This window comes from Vibrio splendidus 12E03 (genome assembly GCF_000272105.2).
In the GTDB taxonomy this organism is placed as follows: Bacteria; Pseudomonadota; Gammaproteobacteria; order Enterobacterales; family Vibrionaceae; genus Vibrio; species Vibrio splendidus_I.
On record NZ_AJZD02000278.1, the window covers coordinates 1 to 23,217 of the forward strand.

Here is a 23,217-nt window from a genome sequence, read left to right on the forward strand (position 1 = left end):
GACACCTAAATCTAAGCTGAGAGAGTTTAACCTTAAGTAGAAGTCGAAAGTCATTATTACCGTGAGAAGAAGAAATACAAATCTATTACCGACAAATGCTATTATAGTTGCTATAAATAACATGTTTAAACTCAATATTGACAGGGTAAACCATACATTATCATCAGCCCCAGTTCTCAACAGGTAAAATGTCATGATACTTAAAGGAATCAGAGTCTTAATATCAATATTTTGTCTAGTTCTCATATGTTCTTGGGTAGCTTTTTTTATCGGCCCTTCGATGAGTGTAGTCATTGATGTATGGAGAGGCAACGTAAAGGCATATCCAAATACGCACAATAATATCTCCAATATTATCGTTAATTCAGGCAGTTTGATTGCACATGCCGGCGGGGGAATCGATGGTTTTAAATATACAAACTCCTTAGAGGCTGTAGAGAAGTCGATAGAAAGTGGTTTTAAGATGATAGAGCTAGATCTTCTTGTATCGTCGGATGGAAAGATCGTCGCTGTTCATGACTGGAACTCTTTCCATATGATGACAAATTCTAATAAAAATGGTCCTATTGCTTCAGAAGAGTTTGAGTTAAAAACAATTAACGATAATTATCACACTTTAAATATTTCAGAGGCGATTGAAATTTTAAGTGAGAATGAGGTTGTATTAGTTACGGATAAAATAAAAAATCTTGCCTTGCTTTCAAAAAATATAATAGATAAAGATAAATCTATTATCGAAGTGTTCAGTATAGATAAATATAATGAAGCAATAGAGTTAGGTTTTAATAACGTCGCATTAAATATAGATCTAAATACACCATTTATTCTTGAGTGGATTGATTTAAATAAAATTAGGGCTGTGACGTATCGGGGTGATAACCTTGGCTCGCTTGGGAGTGAGTATAAGAAGGCGATAGAACTAAGCAACATGGGGGTTTCTTCCATGATCTATTCGACAAATGATTTAGACTTGGATGGTATTAAAGCTTCTGGAATCGGAAATTTTGCGTTATATGTCGACTTTGTTCTTCCATCAGATGAACTATAAGATCGTAGGTTATCTAAAAAGCAGAGCTTAATCGCTCTGCTTTGATGTTGAAATGAATATTCTTTGGGACTAGTACAACTAGCTCGCTTACTTAGCGACGTTACCTGCCACGTTCAGAGCATCCCATGTACGTGAAAATGGGGGGGCGTAACAGAAATCCATGTAGCCTAATTCTTGTGTGGTCATTTTAGCGGTTATAGCTACCGCTAGTGCGTTAATACGACCAACCGCTCCTTTCTTACCTACGATCTCACCACCTAGAAGAACCTTGGTCTCCGGGTGATAAACCAACTTCACCTTAATGTCTTCTTGGCCTGGGTAGTAATCGGTTTGGTTCTTATCTGAAATCGTTGATACTTTCACATCCAAGCTGTGTTCTTTCGCCAGAAGTTCATTCACGCCAGTACATGCCAGTTCGTAATCGAGCACTTTCAAACAAGATGAACCCAAGAAGCCCGACATATAAGTATCTTTACCTGCTAGCTTGTCTGCCATCATGCGTGCTTGCTTGTTGGCAGTAGTTGCTAGAGGAACATAAACGGGTTTGCCTAGTGCCATATGATGGACAACGGCACAGTCGCCGACAGCATGGATGTAAGCATCTTCAGTGGCACCATATTCATTCACCAACAGAGCGCCGTTTGCAGCTTTTGGTAGTTCGAATGCTTCAGTATTTGGTTTGAAACCGAGTGACAGGATAACGATATCAGCTTCTACATTGCCGTTATCTGTTTCTACGATGTAACCACCTTGCTCGGCATCGCGAATCGCAGACACGCTGCAACCGGTTTTTAGCTCTGCACCGGATTCACGAATTGCACCTTCAACCACTTCAATGATCTCAGGGCTGAACTGACGGCTCATGATGTGTTGCTCACGTTCGATAATCGTCACGTGCTTATCCAAGCCATGTGCTGCATCAAAGACTTCCAGCCCTATAAAGCCAGCCCCAATAACACACACACGCTGCTTGTTACTATCCTTTAGCGCTTCCTTAACCGCCAAGCCATCTTCCATACTTGTTAGTGTGTATACGTGTTCTGGATTGAATTCACCGAATGAAGGCACAATTGGACGTGCGCCTGTCGCAATCACCAACATATCGTAATCGATAGTGCTCTCTACGTTTTGGTGACGCACCGTAATCTGTTTTTCAGTGCGGTCGAACGACACCATTTCCGTTTCTACACGTACATCTAAACCAGATTTGATGGCTTGCTCTGGTGTACGAGAAATCATTCGTTCGGTGTCATCAAACATGCCGCCTGCAAAGTAAGGTAAGCCACAGGCTCCGAAAGAGATGTAGCTACGCTTATCTAGAACGATGACTTCGTCTGATGGCTGATTACGTTTGTACTTTGCTGCGAAACTCATACCCGCGGCGCTACCGCCTATAACAACAACTTTCATATTTACTACCTAAATAACCTGAACTCAGGAAAAACAGAAGAGCACTCACGTGGAGTGCTCTTAATTAAGTTTGAGAATTATACTGCTGCTTCTTTTGATACTGTCGCTGTAACGTCAGCGTCGTATTGTTCAGTATCCAATGAGCCATTCTTCTTCGCTGTAAGAACGCCTGACAACATAGAGCCTGAGATGTTTAGCGCTGTACGAGCCATGTCAATTAACGCTTCGATAGACACTAGAATCGCGACTACTGTGATGTCTAGACCCATGATGGTCAGTACCGCTACTGCTGCGAACGTTGCACCACCACCGACCCCTGCGATACCGAATGAAGCAATTGCGATAACAGCGATCAGTTGTAGGATGAAGCTCAAGTCTACAGGCATGCCCATTACTTGTGCCGCCATGATTGCTAGCATAGCTGGGTAGATACCTGCACAACCGTTTTGACCGATACTGGTACCAAATGTTGCTGACATGTTTGCTGTTTCTTCGTCTACACCTAGGCGTTGAGTTTGTGTTTCAACGTTTAGCGGGATAGCTGCCATGCTTGAACGAGAACCGAAGCCGAACACCAATACTGGCCAGATTTTCTTCATGAACTTAGCAGGAGAAAGACCGAACATTGACACCATCACGAAGTGGATGCCGAACATAACGCCAATTGCAACGTAGCTTGCTAGAAGGAAGCGGCCCATCTCTGCAAGTGCGAACAGGTCGTTTGTCATCATGAACGTGGTCATCAGAGCGAACACACCGTAAGGCGTTAGCTTCAGAATTTCACGAACCATTGAAAGCACCACTTCTTTTGCAGAGTTGATAAAATCAACGAAGTTTTGCACTTTTTCAGGCTTACGGTTTTTCACTTGAAGGATACAGTAACCAAGGAACATACCGAACAGTACAGTTGATAGCGTAGAAGTACGTTGAGAACCCGTTAGCATGTCAAAGATGTTGGTTGGAATGATAGACAGAGCCATACCTGACAGACCACTGCTCGCCATTGCGTCTTGTGTTGCTACCAGTGAATCACCGCGAGCTTCAATCGCACTGTTTGTGCCAATTGTGCTTACTAGTGCGTTCGCATCGATACCAAATAGGTAAATACTTGCGATACCAACGGCTGCTGAGATTGCACAAGTGAAAAGTAGAATACCGATGATCTTTGGTGCGATACGAGATAGCGCGCCGCCGCCTTCCACGTTCATGATCGAAGAGATCATCGCCACAAACACAAGTGGGATAACAATCATTTGTAGAAGTTTGATGTAGCCTTTACCGAACACTGAAATCAGTTCAGCAAAGCTAGAGGTCGCAACGTTGCCGACACCGAAAACAAGTTGAATTGCGCCACCGAACAACAAGCCAGCAGCAAGCGCACTCAGTACGCGGAAGTTAAAACTTTTCTTTTGCTTTTTGAAGTTCGACAGCAGTGCGTAGAACCCAAAGAACAGTACGCTTAATGCGATAAATGAAACGCTCATGAGAATCTCCTATGATACCCATTAATACCTAAGTCGGTTATTTTTTGTATGCGATGGCTTCAACTTCAACCAGTGCGTCTTTTGGTAGTCGTGCTGCTTCAACACAAGAGCGAGCTGGTGCGTTTTCTGTACCAAACACTTCTGTGTACACTTCGTTAAAGGCAACGAAGTTCTCCATGTCAGATAGGAAGCAGGTTGTCTTAAGCACTGTGTCCAGTCCCGCATTACTCGCTTCTAGTACAGCTTTTAAGTTTTCTAGCGACTGACGAGCCTGCTCTTTGATGCCGCCCTCAACAAACTGCATGGTTTCTGGAACGAGAGGTAATTGACCTGATGTATAAACTATGTCGCCGTAAGACGTACCTTGTGAGTAAGGGCCGATAGCTGCAGGTGCTTGTTCAGTGGCAATGATCTGTTTCACGATGTAACTCCTAAATTATTGGTTTTATTCTGATTTAAATTCACGGATAAACTTGTAAACCGCCTGTCGGCTGATCCCAAGTTGCTCTGATACTTGTGTAGTCGTCTCTTTTAGCTCAAATACGCCGTTATCAAATAAACAACGAATGATGGCTTTATTGCGACCTTTGGAAGAAACCGACTCGTCTTGGTCAACCTCGTTAACTGCTGAACTCAATGCTTGTTGAATCACGTCGTTTGCATTGTTGCTGAATGTTTCGCTGACAATGGCTTGCGGCACATTGCACTGCGGCATCAGTGTTTTGACGATTTCTGGGAATGGGAAAGATAAGTTCATGTTGATACACAGCATGCCAATCGGCTTTTGTTGTGGACCAGCCAATACGCAGGTAGTCGATTTCAGTAGGGATCCGTCTGCTGCATTGGTGAAATAACTCTTTGGAGAAACTTCGCCAGTCTTCTCGAATGCACTCCACATGCGTAAACCTAAATCGGTGATCGGTGAACCAATTTCACGCCCCGTATGATGACCATTGACGATCTTCACGACTGAGTTTTCTAAGCTCTCAAAGGAATGGATGACTACTTCACAGTAGGGACCAATCAAATCGGCAATTGTGTCTGCTAAACGGAAGTAATTGCTTAAGCATTCTCTGTCTTCATCGGTGAATCGAACTTGTTTTACATTCATGATTTCGGTTTACATTTTTGAACTCAATGACTGAAATCTACTCCTTTGGTGGTATTTCCACAATACGCAGTAAACTTCTGTAAACCTGACGTAAACGTCTAAAACATCAACAAATCGTAAGTTTTAGAGCTAAATCACGAACGAAATTTGAACTTGATCACTCGAAATAGGTAAATCAGGTTTAATTTCTTAAACTTCATCAAGGTTTACATATTTAAAACCAAAGGTTGCGTTATTGAATGTTTTGATGATCTAGGACAAGTTCTAAAGGGCGCTTAGAATTGGATTGATTGATGTTTTAGATGAGTGTGGATTAAGCATTCGCTCTGAGAATGAGATGATGGTTGATTGGAATTTTGTTCAATTGAAAGCAAGGTTGGGTTAGAGAGGCTATATTCGTGAAAGAGGTTCATCGGAGGGATGTAAATTAGAACTTAGGTATTAAAAAAGCAGCCTAAGTGGCTGCTTTTTCGTTCGTAACGCTCTAGCTGTTCAATTACCTATTTGGCTAGCTTGGCTTCTACTTGCCCAAGAGCGCGTTGGTACATAAACCATGCACAAGTGCCGGCAAGTACATTACCTACCATGGCACCCCAGAATAAGCCTTCAATGCCAGCAAGCTGAGAGCCAACCCATAGGCAAGGTAAGAAGAAGGCGAACAGGCGCAGCGCTGAAATCGTTAATGCGGTGTAAGACTTGCCCAATGCGTTAGAGACAGAAACCATCAACATACAGATACCCAAAGGCCCTAAACTGATAGGAACGATAAGTAAGTGGTAGTTCAAAATGGTCGAGACTTCGTCTTCGCTGGTCATGAGATTTGCCAACCCGCCAGAGAACACCCAAGTGACTAGTGCGATCACTAATTGGAACCCTAATACAAACATCACGGCAATCTTCACAAGACTACGTATGTTCCCTAGGTTCTTCTCTCCCAACATTCGGCCAATCATTGGAGGCATCGACATAGTCAGTGCTAACACGGCAACAATGGAGAAAAACTCAAAACGAGAACCCAACGCCCAAGCTGCAACGGCTGCAGTCCCGTAGCCAGCAAGTAGCTTGGTTGCGAACATTGATGAAATGGGTGGTAGCAATTGACTGATCATGGCAGGGCCCATGATGTTACCGATTGAACGAACACTTTTGCCGATGTCAAGATCGTGCCAGTCGAATGTCATCCAATGCTTCTTCGTCACCTTAGGAGCAACGATAAAGATACCCGCACCGAATGCCAAAATGGTCGCAATGGCTGCTCCATTGATGCCCATGTCGAAAGTGAAGATGAAAATCGGGTCCAATATCAAGTTGATGATACTGGTCGCGATCATCATTGATCCGGGCAGCATGGTATTACCATTGGCACGACAAACACTGTAGAAGAAGTAGAGCAGTGCGCCTGTCCAAGAGCTTACCAGCCAATAGAGCCAGTAAGAATCAATGATCGGCAGTACCGTCGGTGGTGCATCGAGGAGTTGTAAAATAGGACCACGCAACAGATAGATGATGACCGAGAACAGCGCGACACTCACACTGCCCATCGCAACGACTAATCCGCCGAGCTGTTTGGCATAGCGTATCTCGTTAGCCCCAATAGCTCTCGCGATCACAGCCGTTGTCGCGATGCCTAGTCCGACTTGAATCCCGATAATGATCATCTGAATTGGTAGCGTGAAGCCTTGAACCGCGAGCGGCAGTACGCCTAACTGGCCAATAAAAGCACTATCTACAAGTTGGAAGCTCATCAGGGAGAGCACCCCAAACAGCATTGGCCATGTCATTGTATAGAGTTGTCGGCCAAGAGAAGGCGAGGGAGTTGCGGTCGTAGAATTCATAACACTCTTATCAGTCTTGAAGGTAGGTTTGTCGTAGTGACAATCCACTCAATGAAGAATTGCGTAAAGGATAACGTAACGTTAGCTCGATACCAATAAATGTCATTAAATCTATCGATATTACCTTTGCACAGTTTCATCGGTATGTGGGCATTGTGCAATGCAACTTTATGCGCTCGCTTATTGAAATTTAAGGTGTCGTATCTTGTTTCTGAGTTTTATATTGCGGATTGGGTCTAAAGGTTTTCCATTCGACTATTTCTAATGTTTCGCTTTATCCCGATAACTTGGTGGTGTGACTCCAACCCAACCTTTGAATGCGCGATTGAAATTACTTAAGTCGCTGTAACCTACTTGCCAACTGATGTCTTGAACAGAAAGGTCGGTCTTTTCAAGTAGCTGTTTTGCCTTAGCCTCCCGAACTTGTTCTTTGGCTTCTTTAAAGAGAATGTTTTTGCTCTTCAGGTTTCTCTGCAGCGTTCGTTTTGTCATGCCGAGCATGGTCGCAAACCACTCAATATTGAACCAAGGTAGAGTCGCATAGGTGTCTATTAATATCTCGACAGCGTGATGCCAATCTTGGGTACTATTTCGTTCTGAAATGGCACGATAATCATCGGGCAGCGGAATCGAGAACGCACCGTATTGCTCTTCAAACTGAATATCAGAATCAAAGAAATGCTTAGGTAATTTACGTGCGCTGTTGTGCTTAGAGACCAACTTGGCGTGTGATGGTTGCCAGCGACTGTCAATGAACTTACGGCATAGGCTAATCACCGTCAGGGCGCGAAACCATTCGGCTTGTTCAAAACCTGAGGTTGATGGGTGATAGCAACTTCGATGACACAGCCACCACAATCCATCGCTTTTTTCCGTCCATATGGTGACGTGATTACTTAAGGTCGATATTTCAGTAATCAAGCAGCGTACAGCTTGCTCTAGTGAAGTGCATTGATCAATTTTTCGGTCTAGCTCAGGTGATAATTGCTCTAGAGAGGCCCTACGTCCAACCTCAATCCCTATCGAATAACCAAACTTCCGCTCAAGGCCGTGAATGAAGCGAATCACGTCTTGTGTAGGAAGCCATTGATTGGATTGTGTTAGCTCAATGGGTAGACCGCACGCATCGGCGACGGTGCGCCAATCCAGTCTATGTTTGTCACAATACTGAATATATGGAGCAATGTTACTGGTCGAAGTGAGCAATATGCTGGTGGTGTTCGATGATGCTTTCATTGTTTTGTGCCTACCATTAAATGTCACCAAGTGACCTAATTAAGTGTAGCGCATCTCCCTATACTTCTCCTAACCCAAACAGGAGAACAATTATGAAACTTAAACACATTGCCGTTCTAGTATCGTTAGCAACCGCATCATCATTTGCTCTTGCAGCAAACCCAGTTGAAGAAGCTCTGAAAGTTGAAGGTGCTCAAGTTACCTTGACCGTGAAAGAGGCGAGCACAGCATTTACCCCAAGTTTTACTGACTCTGCTCGTGAGCTATTCAATAACTTTCATTGGCAAATGGGCGGCGACCACAGCGTTTACTACAACATGCACATGAGTGAGTTTCTACCAACGGCACTGGCGGCTCCAAACGAAGAGTACAAGCCTTTAGTCAAAAATATCGACCCACGACTCGCTGCACTCAAAGTTAATACTGAAAGCAAAGGTCAGTTGACAATGGATGAGTACTTGGCGGATGAACAGTTCCGTACCCAAGGCTTTATGTTGATTCACAAAGGGGAGATCGTTTACGAAGCTTACCCAGGTATGAAGCCGACAGATACGCACGTTTGGGCATCCACAGCAAAAACCACGGTTGGCACTGTGATCGCGATGTTAGTGGAAGAGGGTAAAGTCGACCCTGAAAAAGAGATCGCTGAGTATGTTTCTGAATTGAAAGGAACGAGCTGGGATGGCATCACAGTACACCAAGTTCTGAACATGTCGACCGCTCTAGACAATGAAGAGACATTAGAGTCTATCTTGAACCCAGACTCTGATGTGGTGCGTTTCTTTGCTGCATCGTTCAACTCACCTCGTGCAAAAACGGGTGAAATGGAAACTTGGATGGAAGTGGCTCAAGGTGCACAGAAACTGGAAGGTGAACAAGCAGGTGACCACTTCCGTTACGCATCTATCAACACCATGGTGCTGACTAAGTTAGTTGAAAACGTTGAAAACAAAACCTGGACTCAAGTGTTCGAAGATCGTGTTTGGTCAAAAGTGCACGCACGTCAACCAATGCAATTCAACTTAACACCGGATGGCATGGCGATCGCGGTTGGCTTGGTTTCATCAACTGTAGAAGACATGGCGCGCTGGGGAACACTATTTACACCTAGCTGGAAAGCGGTGGCTGATGAGCCAGTGGTGTCACAAGCTGTGATTGATCGTATCCGCAACGGCGGTGATCCAAAAGCATTCGTAGGTACTAGCAAAGAGAGCAGTTCACTGCACGCATACAACGAAAAAGCGGACTACAACGCATACCAATTCGACTATGTGTTCAATGACGGTGCGATGTCAAAAAGTGGCAACCTTGGCCAGTTCATTTACATCGATCCGGAACGTGACTTTGTAGGTGTGATGTTCTCAACCAACCCTTACCACTCAGGTTTTGGTGAGAATAAAGGCCCTGCACTAATGCGTTCAGCAGCAAAACTACTTGCTGACAAATAATCTATTTATTACCCAACAGGATGTTTCAGGCTTCAAGGAGGAAGCAAACGACTTTCGAGATATATAATGAAAAAGCTTGCTCTATTAATCCCGTTGAGTTTAGGTCTAGCCCTTCCTGCACATGCAGATTCAGAACGTGTTATCGACCCTGCTGATGTCACCAAAGTTTATACTCAAGCTGCATTGATGTTGAACGGTAGTTCAGATATCCAATTTCAAGGGCAAGTTTCTGGCGGTTTAGAAAACGGTCAACAGTTTGCCCTACTGGCTGAAGGGACGTTTGTCGATAAAAGCAACACAGCGCTTCGCGATCCAGACAAATTCGGTACAGAGTATAGTAACTCTAGAATCCAGTACTTCCATGTCTTTGAAACGGGGACGAAAGCTACGCCTAAAGTGGGTCTTTCTTTAGATTATATTAATACGCGCAACAGTATTAAAAATGACTTATTGTCGGTTGGCGGTGTTGTTGCGATTAATCCTGCTTACACCGGTGGATTCCTTGTGTTTCCAAGAGCAGGGCTGATGACAGGTAGCATGGAGATCCCTGGCGTCACTTCATCTAAAGATGATTTAACGGGATACTCGCTTGGTTTGATTACCGCGAAGCATCTCGGTGACTCTGGCGCTTATGTGTCTTTAGTCCCTGAGTGGCAGGATCTTTCTGGTGATGATATCGACATGCAAAACTTCTCATTTAAAACATCGTTAAATGTGCCGATGAACACTACAAGAACTTGGTGGTTGAATACGCGCTATGACATTACCAAAGCGGATGTTGATGTGAAAGGTGTGTCAATGCCGAATGGTTGGCAAACCGAGGCTTGGGTTGGTGTGAGATACTACTTCTAGCGCTTTAGCCAGCTAATTTGCAAAGAACCTAAAAAAGCCAGTCAACGTGACTGGCTTTGGTCGTTTAGGTACCGCGTGAAGCGTTACTTATTTACTTATTTATTGGCAACGTTACCTAGCTTCAACCACGTATCGATAACCGTATCCGGGTTTAGTGAAACAGAGCTGATGCCTTGCTCCATTAACCACTCTGCTAGGTCGTCATGGTCTGATGGGCCTTGGCCACAAATACCCACGTATTTACCCGCTTTGGTTGCTGCATCGATCGCCATTTTCAGCATTGCTTTCACGGCTGGGTTACGCTCATCGAAGAGGTGTGCCACATCGCCTGAATCTCGGTCGAGGCCAAGTGTCAGTTGCGTCATGTCGTTTGAGCCGATAGAGAAGCCATCGAAGTACTTCAAGAACTCATCAGCCAAGATTGCGTTAGATGGTAGCTCACACATCATGATCACTTTCAGACCTTGGTCGCCACGGCGAAGGTCGAATTTAGCCAGAATGTCGATAACCGATGCCGCTTCGCTTGGAGTACGAACGAATGGGATCATGATTTCAACGTTCTTAAGGCCCATTTCGTTGCGAACGCGTTTGATCGCATGAGTTTCTAGCTCGAAACAGTCTTCGAATACTGGTGAGATGTAACGAGATGCACCACGGAAGCCTAGCATTGGGTTCTCTTCATGCGGTTCAAACGTTTTGCCGCCTACAAGGTTGCTATACTCATTCGACTTAAAGTCAGACATACGTACGATCACACGCTTAGGCCAGAATGCAGACGCGATAGTCGCGATGCCTTCTGTTAGCTTGCTTACGTAGAAGTCGATAGGATCTTTGTAGCCGCGAATACGTTCGCTGATTTCTGCTTTTAGCTCGTCAGTTTGTGCATCGAAGTTCAATAGGGCTTTCGGGTGAATACCGATCATCTTGTTGATGATGAATTCAAGACGAGCAAGGCCAACACCTTCGTTTGGAATCTGTGCAAAGTCGAATGCGCGATCTGGGTTACCCACGTTCATCATTACTTTGGTTGGCAGCATTGGTAGCTCATCAACTTCAGAACGTTTGATCTCGAAGTCGAGTTCGCCTTGGTAAACGTAGCCAGTTTCACCTTCAGAACATGACACTGTCACGGTATCGCCATCGTTTAGGCTGCTTGTTGCTGTACCACAACCAACAATCGCTGGGATACCAAGCTCACGAGCGATGATTGCAGCGTGACAAGTACGGCCGCCACGGTTAGTGACAATCGCAGACGCTTTCTTCATCACAGGTTCCCAGTCAGGGTCTGTCATGTCTGTTACCAGTACGTCGCCTTCTTGAACCAGTGACATTTGGTCTAGTGAATCAACCAAGCGAACAGGACCAGAGCCGATACGTTGACCGATAGCACGACCTTCAACCAAGACATCCGCCTTATTGTTTAGCTCGTAACGCTCGATAACGTTTTGGTCGCTTTGAGAACATACCGTCTCTGGGCGAGCTTGAACAATGTAAAGCTTGCCATCGATGCCATCTTTCGCCCACTCAATGTCCATCGGACGTTGGTAGTGCTTTTCGATGATCATCGCTTGTTTTGCCAGCTCTTTGATCTCTTCGTCGTTCAGTGAGAACTGATTACGCTCTTGCTCATCCGTATCAATGATGTCGACTTGCTTACCGATCTCTTGGTTGGTTGAGTAGATCATCTTGATCAACTTAGAACCAAAGGTCTTCTTCACGATAGGCTGGTGGCCTGCTTCTAACATTGGCTTGTGCACGTAGAACTCATCTGGGTTCACAGCACCTTGAACAACCATTTCACCTAGACCCCAAGAAGAGGTAATGAATACCACTTGGTCGAAGCCAGACTCTGTATCAAGGGTGAACATCACACCTGAAGAGGCTTTGTCTGAACGAACCATGCGTTGAATACCTGCAGACAATGAAATGCCACGGTGGTCAAAGCCTTGGTGTACACGGTAAGAGATAGCGCGGTCGTTAAACAGAGACGCGTAAACGTGCTTGGTTGCTTCTAGTACAGCGTCGATGCCTTTCACGTTAAGGAAGGTCTCTTGCTGGCCTGCGAAAGAAGCATCTGGAAGGTCTTCTGCGGTTGCAGATGAACGCACAGCTACAGACAATTCTTCGTTGTCTTCGATTAGCTCGCGGTAGTTATCACGGATGTCTTGCTCTAGTGATTCTGGGAAGGGGGCGTCTAGAACCCATTGTCGAATCGTTGCACCTGTCTTACGCAGTGCGTCAACGTCTTCAACATCAAGTTCATCAAGTAGTTGGTGGATGCGCTCATCAAGACCTTTGTAGTCAAGAAAGTCGTTAAACGCATACGAAGTGGTAGCAAAACCATTAGGTACAGAAACACCAGCATTGGATAGGTTAGAAACCATCTCGCCCAGTGAGGCGTTCTTACCGCCGACTTTGTCGACATCTTCCATGGATAGGCCATTGAACCATAGGGTATTATTTTGCATTTATTTCTCCAGAAACATAGCAAGCATTGTAGGGATTTAAAGGCAAACGATTACGTATCAGTTTAAAAAAATGTAAATTATTTTTTAAAGCTGTGGGGGACGTAATAGTCAGCAGGGTTTTGTTATATATATTATGGTTCCCATCCTACTCAAAATAATTTTAAACATTAAATAAAAAATGCAAATTGATATTCAAAGTCGTGATGTATTCTATGTTTCTGATGGAACGGCCATAACATGTGAGACTTTAGGACATGTTGTTCTAGGTCAATTCCCTTTCAAAGCCAATGAAAAAACCTTTCCGTTTGTGGAAAGTGAGGACAAACTTTCTGATTTATTAAAAGAGATCGAAATTTCGTATCGCGATAATGGAGTCGAACCATTGGTGTTCTTTTCAATCGTGATTCCAGATATCAAGGCTAAGCTGCTTGAAGTGCCAGCACACTGTTATGACGTGTTGGAAAGTATCGTTCAGAAGGTTCAGGATGATATTCAGATGGCTCCTGTGCCTAAACTGCAACGTTCACGCAGTGTGAACAAAGACTCGGTTAAGTATTTCGACCGTATTGCTGCGATTGAATACACACTCGCACACGATGATGGCATCACGCTTAAAGGGCTGGAAGAAGCCGACATCATCTTGTTAGGTGTATCTCGAAGCGGTAAGACACCAACAAGCTTGTATATGGCGATGCAGTTTGGTTTGCGTGTAGCGAACTATCCATTCATCCATGACGATTTAGCACGCTTGAAGCTGCTGCCTGAGTTTGAGATTTACCGACATAAGTTGTTTGGCTTAACCATTGACGCAGAAAGGCTGACGGAGATTCGTGAGAACCGTTTAGCGGGCAGTGAATACGCGAGTGATTCGCAATGTTTGTATGAGCTACAAACAGTAGAGGCGATGTTCCGTCGTGAAGCGATACCTTACATCAACACGTCTTCATTATCGGTTGAAGAGATCTCGACACGAATCTTAGAGCGAACTGGTTTGAGAAGGCGCCTGTTGTAGTAACAAGATCTTGGTGTAACAAGAGCTTGGCGTAAAAAAAGGCTTAGTCAGATCGAAATAATGGGCAGCTAAAAGAACATCGAAGCTAGCAGGGCAGTACCTGAGAGCTTCGATTTTTTGTTTGTGCTCGTTGTAATCGCGCTAGCGAATCAAAGACAGTTTTTAGCGAAGTAAAGAGAGCTTAAGCGTTTCGCTTTGCTTTTCTAACCAACGTTCTAGCGCTGGTGGCCATGTGAGGCTTGGCTCTACGCAGAAACCGCGCAACATAGAGAAGTACACCGCTTGGTCGATAAGAGGCAGTGACGACTCACCATTTTCTAGGTTCAGAAGTAGCTCTGCATCTTTCAGAAGCGGGTTAATCTGTTCAACAAACTGCGGCGTTTGCTCAATCAGCTTATCGAAGTTTAGTTCTTCGGTTTCTTTGGCTGCGCGCCACGCTTCTTTGCTTGCTGGTGATTGGTATTCAGCAAGATCCAGTTTCCACCAACGTGGCAAACCGATACGCTGGCTTAGCGGGAATGCGCGAGTTTGGAAAACAGTGACTTGCTCTGATGGTACACGTTGCTCGTCACTTGATTTTAAGTCCATGAAGTACGCGATGATATCTAGGCTCTCAGCCATGATAGAACCGTCGTCTTTTTGTAATACAGGCACCATCTTTTTACCGATCAGATCGATAAGCGTTTGGGCGTCATCATAATCGACAGAGACAAGCTCGATGTCCAAGCCTAGAGATTGAGCAATGTAGGCTACTCTTGCACAGAAAGGGCAGTGGTCGTAAATATAAAGCTTCATAGCTTCCCTCAGTTCAGGTCATTATAAATATAAGATAATGCTAATGTACCGGAAGATCTTGCGAATACTAAGCATCAACAGACAATAAGTACTTGGTGTACATACTTTTTGATTGATTCTATTGTCTGTTGGATTCGGTTTTACTGCAACGAGTAAAGTAACGGGAAGGCTGTTAAGGAATTGCAGGCATAAAAAAGGCCCTGGCTGTTCACTCTAATGCAGAAGAGTGAAATCAGCCAAGGCCTCAATTTTGTTACCTTTAGCAGAGTGACTACTAAAAGAGCGGAGTGGTTAAACTATGCTTTTTTAAGGTCTTTTGCAGGGTAAGTAAGCGTCATTATTGCGCCTTCTACTGTTGTAACGTGAACGTAGCCGCCACCAGCACTTAGGCCAATTACAACCATTTCACCTAGCTCAACACCTTTTGTTGCTACAACGCGATCATCAACTGAAAACACTTTACACACCTTCAATAAATTAAATTAATACGATAGATATCGAACGCGGATTTAAACAGATGGTACCCTAATCGACTAATCCGGTTGTTTGTCGTAAAGATTAAATTTAGTTATGTATAAATCGGTATTTGTTAAAAATCAGCTGGTTAACCTAATGGTGATGTTATTTATCGGCTGGATAAACGACACCAACTTGCTGGCGCATCTCTGTAATTAACTTGGCAACGGTTAAAGCGCGAAGTTTGGCTTGAGCTTGAGTTTCTTTATCACCCTCAATGCAACCTGCAAAGGCTTGTGCTTCGTAGCTCATTGAGTTTTCGCTTTGTGCTTGAGTGAGACTTTCAATGCTGCCATCACGGTAGCGGATCTTAACGTCGGTGCACTCTGCGATGTGATCGATAATGATCGCTCCCTGTTCACCTTGGATCTCGCTTGGCGCATAAGAGTCGCTGACTTTAGAGTGCGCTAGGGTTACGTCAAACTCAGGGTACTGGAAGATCGCGCAGCCATGCGCATCCACTCCTGAATCAAGCAACTTTGCAGAAGCTTGAGCATTTTCAGGCTTACCGAACAGAGCAACCGTTGCAGCTACACAGTAGAAGCCAATATCAACTAATGAGCCGTTCGAGAAAGCTGGATTGAAAGTGTTCGGGTTCTCGCCGTTCAGGTATTTCTGGTAACGCGATGAATACTGACAGTAGTTGATGTGCGCTTTGTGTACCTTGCCGATCTTTTCTAGGCCGAGTTGAACTTGCTTAAAGTTTGGTAGGAATTGAGATTTATACGCCTCAAACAACACCACACCGTTTTTCTCAGCCACTTCGAACATGCGTGTTGCTTCATCAATGTTTGATGCAACCGGCTTTTCACAGATAACGTGTTTACCATGCTCCATCATGAAGATGGACTGTTCGCAGTGCAGTGAGTTTGGTGAAGCGATGTACACAGCTTCGACCGTGCTGTCATTGGCTAAGGCATCGAGTGAATCGTAGGTGTTTTCAACACCAAATTCTTGTGCGAATTGTGCAGCGCTCTCTAGGTTTCGTGAATAAACCGCAGCCAACTGCATCGATTGTGATTCATGTGCAGCTTGAACGAATTTTTGTGTAATCCAATTGGTTCCAATTACAGCGAACTTAATCATAGAGGTATCCAGTCGTTAGTGTATTGATTCTGCAGAGATAGTAGCACTCAACGGCTGGCAATGTGCCTGAGATTTGCGGAACAATTACCCCAAACTTAGTGCCTAATATTAATAACCTGCCTTCACAGAGCATCTGAGTCGACCAGTGTAACGGTGCACAACTAAGCCATTTTTGCTAAGGTGTTATTGAATTCAAACAAGGTGATGATATGCAAATCCGGACAGCCAAGGTAACTGATATTAACGCGATCTTAGCGCTCTCTGAGCAGATAAACCGTCAACATCATCTTGGTGCACCTATGGTATTTGCGCCAGCGTCACAAGGTTTGGCCGACAGTGAAGAGTATTGGTTAGGCTTGATGCTTGACCCACTTGGCGCTTTCTTGGTTGCAGTCGATGACAAGCAAGTCGTCGGCTTTTTAGCGGGTAAGGTAACGCAGAACAAAGGCGTCAGTTTTATTCAGCCGCACAAGGTGGCAAGGGTGAATACGATTGTGGTGAACGACCAGGTTCAGAGTAAAGGTGCTGGTCGAGCGTTAATGAAGTCGTTTAATCAATGGGCTCAAGCGAGAGGTGCGATAGAACTTAGGTTAGAGGTAATGGAGTTTAACCAACAAGCTCAGGGTTTCTATGAGTCTTTAGGAATGGAAACTCAATCACGAACCATGTCTATGCGTTTTGAGGAGATCTAAAGGTGCGTCTGTTTTTGCCTTTATCACTGTGTTTACTGTTTATGGCTTCGAAGGTGAATGCTGAGCAGGTTGTGGTCGAGAAAATAGTTTCTGACGCGACCGCTATCGAAACCATCGTATTCGAGTCTGCACCGGCTCATTCTCAACGTGTCTCAACGTCTTCATCTAACTCAACCTCTTCCACCAGCTCAAACTCCAAGCATGTGATTATTGTCGATGATGTTCTTAACAGTCGCTCTGATGAAAAGGTTGCTCAGCTTTCTCAAGGGTCATCGAAACGTCCGCCTCAAAGTTCCTCTCGACAGTTTTACAACGTACCAGATAGCGCTTCTGAGATAGATTTGCTGTCGCAAGTGGTCACCTTAGTTAAAGTCGATAAATCGAAACGTAGGATGTATCTGCTTAAAGGTGAGGAGGTAATTCAGGAGTTTCGCATTGCGCTAGGCAAACAACCGAAAGGGCATAAACGCTTTGAAGGGGACAACCGAACGCCTGAAGGGAAATACCAGCTCGATTATGTGATGGAAGAGTCGGACTTTTATCGCTCAGTACATATTAATTACCCGCAACCTTCGGATATGCAATGGGCAGAGCAAAATGATCTGGATCCTGGAGGGAACATCAAAATCCATGGCATCAAAAACGGAGAGCACCGTTCACCGAGCTTTATTCAAAGCTTTGATTGGACGGATGGGTGTATCGCATTAACCAATCAAGATATGGATGAGTTTCTCCAACTTGTAAAAATGGGTACCCCTATCCATATCGAATGGTAGGTATCGGTACCCAATTTTCCTGAACAGCACCGCTAGAGCCAGTTACAGCAAGACTCGACCTGCACTGAATATCGCAATCACGATGAGCAGGGCAATGGTGACTGGTTTGAACTTCGCTCCGCCAAATCTCTCGAACAGTTTAGAACCGACATAGCCGCCAAACATGCTACTTGGTAGGAGTGCTAGAGTAAGCCAAACCACATCACGGTCGACTAACCCCGCGATAGATGCCGATACAAACGCACTGGAATCTGCCAACACAAAGAACGCAATCAGGCCTGCTCTGGCAATGTGGGGTGCGACTGGGCTTGCCAATGCATGCGTGCCAATCGGAGGCCCTGACATTGAAGCCGCGCCGTTCATTACACCCGCAAGGCTGCCCAGAATATAGGGAGCAAATCTAGGTTCACTTTTGTACTGGAACCCTTTGTAGATCATAAGTGCAGACGCAAAAATGAAGGCACTAATGATCAAAATTATTGTATCTTGGCTAACAGACTTGAGCAGAAGTAAGCCGACCGGAGTGAAGGCTAGACAAGGGATAAACACCTTTGAAACCCAGCGCCAGTTTACGTGTTTTCGAACCTTCGGTAGCAATTGGATATTGCCCAATAGGTCGATAAGCATGAAAACAGGAACCAGTTCGATAACGGGTACGAATAACGCACTCAACGGCAATGCCACTAAAGTGAAACCGAAACCTGAGAAGCCACGAACGATAGCGGCAAAAATGAAGATTGCACCCAAAATTGGGAAAGTTGGACTAAAAATGAGATCCATAAATTAAGTAACCAATAAAGCTGCCTAAATAGTGCGAGCTAATGAAACCAAGTGAGCAGCGGAATGTACTCCTACTCACTTGTGTTTGCTACTTAATTTTAAGGTTTATCGAGGTAAATTCTCCCGTCTTAAACGTTTACTACTTTGGTATTTGTTTGGTCAATTTTTCGCGCTAAATCTATCTGGAAAATCAGTGAATATCGCATCGACGGTGGATAGGAATTTGAACTTAGACGGATCATTGACGGTGTAGCACCATGTTTGAATCTTTGCTTCGGCAAGCGTATCAAGATCATCCTGATTGACGTTTTCGTAATTCATATGACAACTGAACGCTTTCACCTGATCAATAAGCAAAAGATCGTCTTGAGAGAGCTGCTCTGTGATCGCACCAACGCGGAATCTTGGTAAGTGGCGAGCCATTTCTGCAACAACTTCATGGCTGAAACTTGAAAGCAGCACTCTATCGGTGTCTATGTTTGAGCGGATCAGCTCGCTGTGTAGAAGATCAACGACATGAGGAGCTTGGTGTCGGCTATCGACTTTTATCTCTAGGTTAACGCTGAGGTTATGTTCTTCAACAAGTTCAAGTAACTCGCTAAGTGTGAGTATTCTTTCTCCTTCGAATTGTTCTGACTTCCAGCTACCAAAATCAAGCTGACGCAGCTCTGCCAATGTGTGTTCATCAACACGGCCCTTGCCATCACTACAGCGCTCGAGAGTGTGGTCGTGGCAAACGACAAGCTCATCATCCTGAGTTTGCTGAATATCGACTTCAATCCATTTCAAGCCAAGTTTAGCGGCTTGTTCAATACTTGCTTTGGTGTTTTCTGGGTGAGTACCCGCTACACCACGGTGACCTACGATGATAGATGACATAATTAATCCTTCTTGAATGCGCATCGTAAATATTTATTAAATATCAGTTTTCCCGAATACGCCAGAGTAATTGCTGGGCAAGAGTCTCTACACAGGATTCGGCTCATAAAAGTGATATTTTCCTCTTAGTACTTTCCTAGCAGTTCTAAGTGGAAAAGCCTCTCGAGCGGAGAGGCTTTGGATGAGATGAGGCTTTGACCCGAACCTCGCTTTAGTGAGCGATATCGAGTTGGTTGTCCTTCACACCGTTGATACGGAACCAACCTGCGATACTGAATCGTTCTGTGTTGGTTGGCAGAACTTCGTGTGGGAACTGCTCTGATAAGAACACAAACAAACGGCCAGACTTTGGCGGAATGGTTGCGATGTGATTATCTTGTAGATCGTAAACCACAAGCTCACCAGCGTCTTCTTCTGTCCACTCGTCATTCATGTAGAACACGGTAGTCAGGCGGCGGTTCTCATTGCCCTTGAAGCAGTCTAAGTGCTTCTGGTAGAAGTCGCCTTTTTCGTATTTAGCAAAATGCGCTTCGTACTCGAACAGACCCAAAAAGAACGCTTGGTTTGCCGCTAAACGAATTTGTTCCATTTTGTCTAGAAACAGAGATGCTGGCTGACCCATATCGCGGCGCACCCATTGAATCTTGTCGCTACGGATGGTCGACTCTCGGGTTACTTCATCGTTACGGCCAATCCTAGCCTTTTTCCAGTTCTCTGGAATGCAATCCCTCAATGCCACCACTTCTTCTTGAGTTAAGAAGTCATCCCAAACGAAATAACCTTGGGTAGAAAGAGCATCGATTAATTGGTTCATGTATAGCACTCAGACAATAAATTAGAGGCGCATGTATAGTCCTAATAACTCAGGTCAACAAATCACATGTTTTGTCGTTACGATAAATGGTGCTGGAGGCTTGAATCACAAGGCCTATAGAGCAAGGTTTACGGCAATGCGGGCATTCGATAATGCTGAAAATATCGGATGAAATTGATCCTCATTTTTGTAATGTGTCTTCATTGTTCTGAGTTTAATTGGATTTGAGTAATATTGGATTTGAGTAATTTAGTGGATACAAATGGAAATCTAGATTCGAGCTTTCTATCTGGTTTTAGATTGTTGTTTTTAACAAAATGATCACAATTGAAGGTGAGTTTGCTATTGTGTAGGTCTGACCAGTTGTTTTATCACAAGGAGCGGTTTTGCAGCTGCATACCATCAAAGGCTATATCCAAGACATGTATCTCGTAGAGTATCCCGATAGGTTGCTGCTACTTGATGGTGCGTGCCGTGCGGATATACCCCATCTTAGGGATTTCATTGAAGATGAGCTTGGCCGTGAATTCGGCGACCTACACACTGTGGTTGTTACACACATGCACCCCGATCATGCAGGGGCAGCGCATACGCTCAGAAAGCTCACTAATTGTCATTTGGTGGCAGCAAACCGAGATAAGGATTGGTACCACGGCCTCGATGGCATATTGATGCATTTGACCGATCTGGCATTGGCTCGGTGGATGGCGAATCGATTGGGCAAGCCCAAAGCAAACCTGTGGTATTCAAGAAAGTTGAAGCCGGACTACAAGCTTTCAGATGGGGATAGCATTCCGGGGTTTGATGATTGGTTGGTTCTAGAAACGCCGGGCCATACCGACCGTGATCTCTCTGTCTATTGCCCATCACACAGCGTTGCTTATGTGGCCGACTTGATGGTCGAGGTCAAAAAGAAGCTGATTCCGCCTTTCCCAATTTTTCATCCCAATAAGTATCGAGCGTCAGTATCACGTATTTATGACATGCAGCTCGATACCTTGCTGGTGGCGCATGGTGGGCAAGTCGATTTCAGTCAGAAGGCTTTTGAACATCTGTTGATGAGTGCACCAAGAAGGCCTGTTACTCATTGGCGAGTGACGAAAATCAAAACCAAGAAATTACTGTTATCGATTTGGCGATTTGGTTTTCAATCTCATAGTAAATCGAAGAAATAGATCAGAAGTCTGAATGCAAAGTCGTGTATTCAGAGCTGAAAGTAGAAATAGAAAAATAGATAGCAATAAGGCCAGTCATGAGACTGGCCTTATTTAGTTATAACCTGTGGAGCGGTTACGATGACTCGGACTAGTGAGTCAGCAGGAATTCACCCGCTGGATCAACAATCACTTTGTCACTCATGCCTTGACGACCAAGCAGCATCATATAAGTCATATCTTGACGGTTGCTTAGCGTAATATCGATAGGCCATTCCTGACCGCCGATTTTTAGCATGGTTTCAATCACACAACGGTGTTCAACTTCGCCGTTCGATGATTTGATTCTTTTACTTGTTTTCAGCTTTGCTTTGCAGCGCACTGTCTCTTCTAGGTGGTAAACGTCTGGGTGAAGATCGAATTCAACGAAGTTCTCACCGTCTGTTTTTACACATAGTAGATTGTCTACGTGTAGAGAAGAGGTTTTAGCCCCTGTATCAACACGTGTATGTAGTCCAGTTATCCCTAACTCTGGTAAGCAAAGTGCTTCTGTATTCCCTATGATCATTTTATTGTTCATGTCATTTCCAATCATGAGTTAACGGCGTTAAATCAGCCTTTGCCACGAGTACGGTTAGCGTTTGGTTTTGCATTTTTTTCGATGAATTCGAAAATCATGTCTGCTACATCTTTACCTGTCGCTTTCTCAATACCTTCTAGGCCAGGAGAAGAGTTAACTTCCATTACAACAGGGCCATTCTTAGATTGTAGAATATCAACACCACATAGGTTTAAACCCATGATTTTCGCAGCATTGATTGCTGTAGCGCGCTCTTCTTTGGTTAGTTTAACCAGTTGAGCTGTACCGCCACGGTGCAGGTTAGAGCGGAATTCACCCTCACCAGCTTGACGCTTCATCGCTGCAATTACTTTGTTGCCAACAACAAAACAACGGATGTCTGCGCCATTTGCTTCTTCAATGAACTCTTGAACCAAGATGTTCGCTTTTAGGCCCATGAATGCTTCGATAACGCTTTCTGCTGCTTTGTTTGTTTCAGCTAGAACCACGCCGATACCTTGAGTACCTTCAAGAAGCTTGATAACCAGTGGCGCGCCACCTACGTTTTTGATCAAGTCTTGAATCTTATCTGGGCGGCTAGCGAAACCTGTTTTTGGTAAGCCAATGCCTTTGCGAGACAACAGTTGTAGTGAGCGCAGTTTGTCGCGAGAACGACTGATTGCAACTGACTCATTGATACAAAAAGTGCCCATCATTTCGAATTGGCGAACAACCGCAGTTCCGTAAAAGGTAATGGAAGCGCCAATACGTGGAATAACAGCATCGTATTGAGGTAGCTCTTCACCCATGTAGCGAATCTTCGGATTGTTACTCGCGATATCTATATCACAGTGCAGCGTGTCGATAACATCGACCTGGTGACCACGTGCTTCTCCAGCCGCTTTTAAGCGAGAAGTAGAGTATAGATTTTCGTTGCGAGAAAGAATTGCGATACGCATGGCGTTTCCTTAGTTAATACCTGATTGGTAACTGCAAATAAATTAGTTGTTAGCTGAGCTTTCAGTTTTTCTGAGGCTCCTTGCTTGCTTCGGGGCGAACCTTAAGGCTTTTCGTTTAACTAAGAAAACGAATTAAATTTGTCGAGTCGACAACAGAAATTTATCGAATGCGTGAGCGATTGGTACAACTGGGTTGGGAGGGGATTTGGAATGGAAAAGCGAGTTGAGACCTAACTCATATTGGGGGTAGGAGCCTATTAGGTTGTGCTCAACTCGCGTTAACTCGGTGCTTAAAAGTGTACT

22 protein-coding genes are annotated in these 23,217 nt (G+C 44.6%); 7 read left to right on the top strand and 15 right to left on the bottom strand.

Features of this window, described 5'->3' with window-relative positions; all coding sequences use genetic code 11:
- Positions 1–193 precede the first annotated feature (193 nt).
- Positions 194–1,048, top strand: a complete 855-nt coding sequence (locus tag A142_RS17165; protein WP_029405604.1) for a glycerophosphodiester phosphodiesterase family protein — start codon at positions 194–196, stop codon at positions 1,046–1,048.
- A gap of 87 nt (positions 1,049–1,135) precedes the next feature.
- On the opposite strand, the gene A142_RS17170 is transcribed toward A142_RS17165, so the two are convergent.
- The 6 genes from A142_RS17170 to A142_RS17195 all read right to left on the bottom strand — a co-directional run bounded on the left by A142_RS17170 (position 1,136) and on the right by A142_RS17195 (position 8,124).
- Positions 1,136–2,458, bottom strand: a complete 1,323-nt coding sequence (locus A142_RS17170) for a CoA-disulfide reductase (protein ID WP_019824651.1) — start codon at positions 2,456–2,458, stop codon at positions 1,136–1,138.
- 77 nt (positions 2,459–2,535) lie between these two features.
- Entirely contained in the window at positions 2,536–3,942 is a 1,407-nt protein-coding gene (locus A142_RS17175; protein WP_019824652.1) for a cation:dicarboxylate symporter family transporter, read from the bottom strand.
- Positions 3,943–3,979: 37 nt separating this feature from the next.
- Positions 3,980–4,363: a RidA family protein gene (locus A142_RS17180; RefSeq protein ID WP_019824653.1), complete on the bottom strand. Its 384-nt coding sequence runs from the start codon at positions 4,361–4,363 to the stop codon at positions 3,980–3,982.
- A gap of 24 nt (positions 4,364–4,387) precedes the next feature.
- Positions 4,388–5,053, bottom strand: coding sequence for a helix-turn-helix transcriptional regulator (locus A142_RS17185; protein ID WP_019824654.1), 666 nt, complete (start codon positions 5,051–5,053; stop codon positions 4,388–4,390).
- Positions 5,054–5,553: 500 nt separating this feature from the next.
- Entirely contained in the window at positions 5,554–6,888 is a 1,335-nt protein-coding gene (locus tag A142_RS17190; protein ID WP_019824655.1) for an MATE family efflux transporter, read from the bottom strand.
- 261 nt (positions 6,889–7,149) lie between these two features.
- Positions 7,150–8,124, bottom strand: a complete 975-nt coding sequence (locus tag A142_RS17195) for a helix-turn-helix domain-containing protein (RefSeq protein ID WP_019824656.1) — start codon at positions 8,122–8,124, stop codon at positions 7,150–7,152.
- Between the two features lie 92 nt (positions 8,125–8,216).
- Between A142_RS17195 and A142_RS17200 the strand changes: the two genes are divergently transcribed.
- Both A142_RS17200 and A142_RS17205 read left to right on the top strand, forming a co-directional pair.
- Positions 8,217–9,572, top strand: a complete 1,356-nt coding sequence (locus A142_RS17200; protein WP_019824657.1) for a serine hydrolase domain-containing protein — start codon at positions 8,217–8,219, stop codon at positions 9,570–9,572.
- 66 nt (positions 9,573–9,638) lie between these two features.
- Positions 9,639–10,424 carry a hypothetical protein gene (locus tag A142_RS17205; RefSeq protein WP_019824658.1) on the top strand — a complete coding sequence of 262 codons (786 nt, stop codon included), beginning with the start codon at positions 9,639–9,641 and terminating at the stop codon, positions 10,422–10,424.
- 95 nt (positions 10,425–10,519) lie between these two features.
- On the opposite strand, the gene ppsA is transcribed toward A142_RS17205, so the two are convergent.
- A complete protein-coding gene (gene ppsA / locus A142_RS17210) occupies positions 10,520–12,892 on the bottom strand; it encodes a phosphoenolpyruvate synthase (protein ID WP_019824659.1) in 2,373 nt (790 codons plus the stop codon).
- Between the two features lie 178 nt (positions 12,893–13,070).
- Between ppsA and ppsR the strand changes: the two genes are divergently transcribed.
- Positions 13,071–13,904 (top strand): posphoenolpyruvate synthetase regulatory kinase/phosphorylase PpsR, encoded by an 834-nt coding sequence (gene ppsR / locus A142_RS17215; protein WP_019824660.1) that lies wholly within the window; start codon positions 13,071–13,073, stop codon positions 13,902–13,904.
- Between the two features lie 162 nt (positions 13,905–14,066).
- On the opposite strand, the gene grxB is transcribed toward ppsR, so the two are convergent.
- The 3 genes from grxB to A142_RS17225 all read right to left on the bottom strand — a co-directional run bounded on the left by grxB (position 14,067) and on the right by A142_RS17225 (position 16,301).
- Positions 14,067–14,699, bottom strand: a complete 633-nt coding sequence (gene grxB / locus A142_RS17220) for a glutaredoxin 2 (protein ID WP_019824661.1) — start codon at positions 14,697–14,699, stop codon at positions 14,067–14,069.
- Positions 14,700–14,995: 296 nt separating this feature from the next.
- Entirely contained in the window at positions 14,996–15,157 is a 162-nt protein-coding gene (locus A142_RS24820) for a hypothetical protein (protein WP_009846296.1), read from the bottom strand.
- 163 nt (positions 15,158–15,320) lie between these two features.
- The gene (locus A142_RS17225) at positions 15,321–16,301 is read right to left on the bottom strand and encodes a Gfo/Idh/MocA family protein (RefSeq protein WP_019824662.1); all 981 of its coding nucleotides are present in this window, start codon (positions 16,299–16,301) and stop codon (positions 15,321–15,323) included.
- 209 nt (positions 16,302–16,510) lie between these two features.
- Here A142_RS17225 and A142_RS17230 point away from each other — a divergent pair, with 209 nt between their 5' ends.
- On the top strand, positions 16,511–16,993 hold the full coding sequence (locus A142_RS17230) for a GNAT family N-acetyltransferase (protein ID WP_017064907.1): 483 nt from the start codon (positions 16,511–16,513) through the stop codon (positions 16,991–16,993).
- Positions 16,994–16,995: 2 nt separating this feature from the next.
- On the top strand, positions 16,996–17,769 hold the full coding sequence (locus A142_RS17235; protein WP_019824663.1) for a L,D-transpeptidase family protein: 774 nt from the start codon (positions 16,996–16,998) through the stop codon (positions 17,767–17,769).
- A 42-nt stretch (positions 17,770–17,811) separates the two neighbouring features.
- On the opposite strand, the gene A142_RS17240 is transcribed toward A142_RS17235, so the two are convergent.
- From A142_RS17240 to A142_RS17250, 3 genes are all read right to left on the bottom strand, one after another.
- Positions 17,812–18,549 (bottom strand): sulfite exporter TauE/SafE family protein, encoded by a 738-nt coding sequence (locus A142_RS17240; RefSeq protein WP_019824664.1) that lies wholly within the window; start codon positions 18,547–18,549, stop codon positions 17,812–17,814.
- Positions 18,550–18,708: 159 nt separating this feature from the next.
- Positions 18,709–19,428 (bottom strand): glycerophosphodiester phosphodiesterase family protein, encoded by a 720-nt coding sequence (locus A142_RS17245; protein WP_019824665.1) that lies wholly within the window; start codon positions 19,426–19,428, stop codon positions 18,709–18,711.
- A 211-nt stretch (positions 19,429–19,639) separates the two neighbouring features.
- Positions 19,640–20,242, bottom strand: coding sequence for a 2OG-Fe(II) oxygenase (locus A142_RS17250; protein WP_019824666.1), 603 nt, complete (start codon positions 20,240–20,242; stop codon positions 19,640–19,642).
- 386 nt (positions 20,243–20,628) lie between these two features.
- Between A142_RS17250 and A142_RS17255 the strand changes: the two genes are divergently transcribed.
- Positions 20,629–21,417: an MBL fold metallo-hydrolase gene (locus A142_RS17255; protein ID WP_019824667.1), complete on the top strand. Its 789-nt coding sequence runs from the start codon at positions 20,629–20,631 to the stop codon at positions 21,415–21,417.
- A 130-nt stretch (positions 21,418–21,547) separates the two neighbouring features.
- On the opposite strand, the gene A142_RS17260 is transcribed toward A142_RS17255, so the two are convergent.
- On the bottom strand, positions 21,548–21,976 hold the full coding sequence (locus A142_RS17260; RefSeq protein WP_019824668.1) for an ATP-dependent zinc protease family protein: 429 nt from the start codon (positions 21,974–21,976) through the stop codon (positions 21,548–21,550).
- A gap of 32 nt (positions 21,977–22,008) precedes the next feature.
- Entirely contained in the window at positions 22,009–22,914 is a 906-nt protein-coding gene (gene rimK / locus A142_RS17265) for a 30S ribosomal protein S6--L-glutamate ligase (protein WP_019824669.1), read from the bottom strand.
- Positions 22,915–23,217: the final 303 nt, after the last annotated feature.

Coding starts and splice junctions, on each gene's coding strand:
- A142_RS17165 (WP_029405604.1), top strand. CDS start 194: ATGATACTTAAAGGAATCAGAGTCTTAATATCAATATTTTGTCTAGTT.
- A142_RS17170 (WP_019824651.1), bottom strand. CDS start 2,458: ATGAAAGTTGTTGTTATAGGCGGTAGCGCCGCGGGTATGAGTTTCGCA.
- A142_RS17175 (WP_019824652.1), bottom strand. CDS start 3,942: ATGAGCGTTTCATTTATCGCATTAAGCGTACTGTTCTTTGGGTTCTAC.
- A142_RS17185 (WP_019824654.1), bottom strand. CDS start 5,053: ATGAATGTAAAACAAGTTCGATTCACCGATGAAGACAGAGAATGCTTA.
- A142_RS17190 (WP_019824655.1), bottom strand. CDS start 6,888: ATGAATTCTACGACCGCAACTCCCTCGCCTTCTCTTGGCCGACAACTC.
- A142_RS17195 (WP_019824656.1), bottom strand. CDS start 8,124: ATGAAAGCATCATCGAACACCACCAGCATATTGCTCACTTCGACCAGT.
- A142_RS17200 (WP_019824657.1), top strand. CDS start 8,217: ATGAAACTTAAACACATTGCCGTTCTAGTATCGTTAGCAACCGCATCA.
- A142_RS17205 (WP_019824658.1), top strand. CDS start 9,639: ATGAAAAAGCTTGCTCTATTAATCCCGTTGAGTTTAGGTCTAGCCCTT.
- ppsA (WP_019824659.1), bottom strand. CDS start 12,892: ATGCAAAATAATACCCTATGGTTCAATGGCCTATCCATGGAAGATGTC.
- ppsR (WP_019824660.1), top strand. CDS start 13,071: ATGCAAATTGATATTCAAAGTCGTGATGTATTCTATGTTTCTGATGGA.
- grxB (WP_019824661.1), bottom strand. CDS start 14,699: ATGAAGCTTTATATTTACGACCACTGCCCTTTCTGTGCAAGAGTAGCC.
- A142_RS17225 (WP_019824662.1), bottom strand. CDS start 16,301: ATGATTAAGTTCGCTGTAATTGGAACCAATTGGATTACACAAAAATTC.
- A142_RS17230 (WP_017064907.1), top strand. CDS start 16,511: ATGCAAATCCGGACAGCCAAGGTAACTGATATTAACGCGATCTTAGCG.
- A142_RS17240 (WP_019824664.1), bottom strand. CDS start 18,549: ATGGATCTCATTTTTAGTCCAACTTTCCCAATTTTGGGTGCAATCTTC.
- A142_RS17245 (WP_019824665.1), bottom strand. CDS start 19,428: ATGTCATCTATCATCGTAGGTCACCGTGGTGTAGCGGGTACTCACCCA.
- A142_RS17250 (WP_019824666.1), bottom strand. CDS start 20,242: ATGAACCAATTAATCGATGCTCTTTCTACCCAAGGTTATTTCGTTTGG.
- A142_RS17260 (WP_019824668.1), bottom strand. CDS start 21,976: ATGAACAATAAAATGATCATAGGGAATACAGAAGCACTTTGCTTACCA.
- rimK (WP_019824669.1), bottom strand. CDS start 22,914: ATGCGTATCGCAATTCTTTCTCGCAACGAAAATCTATACTCTACTTCT.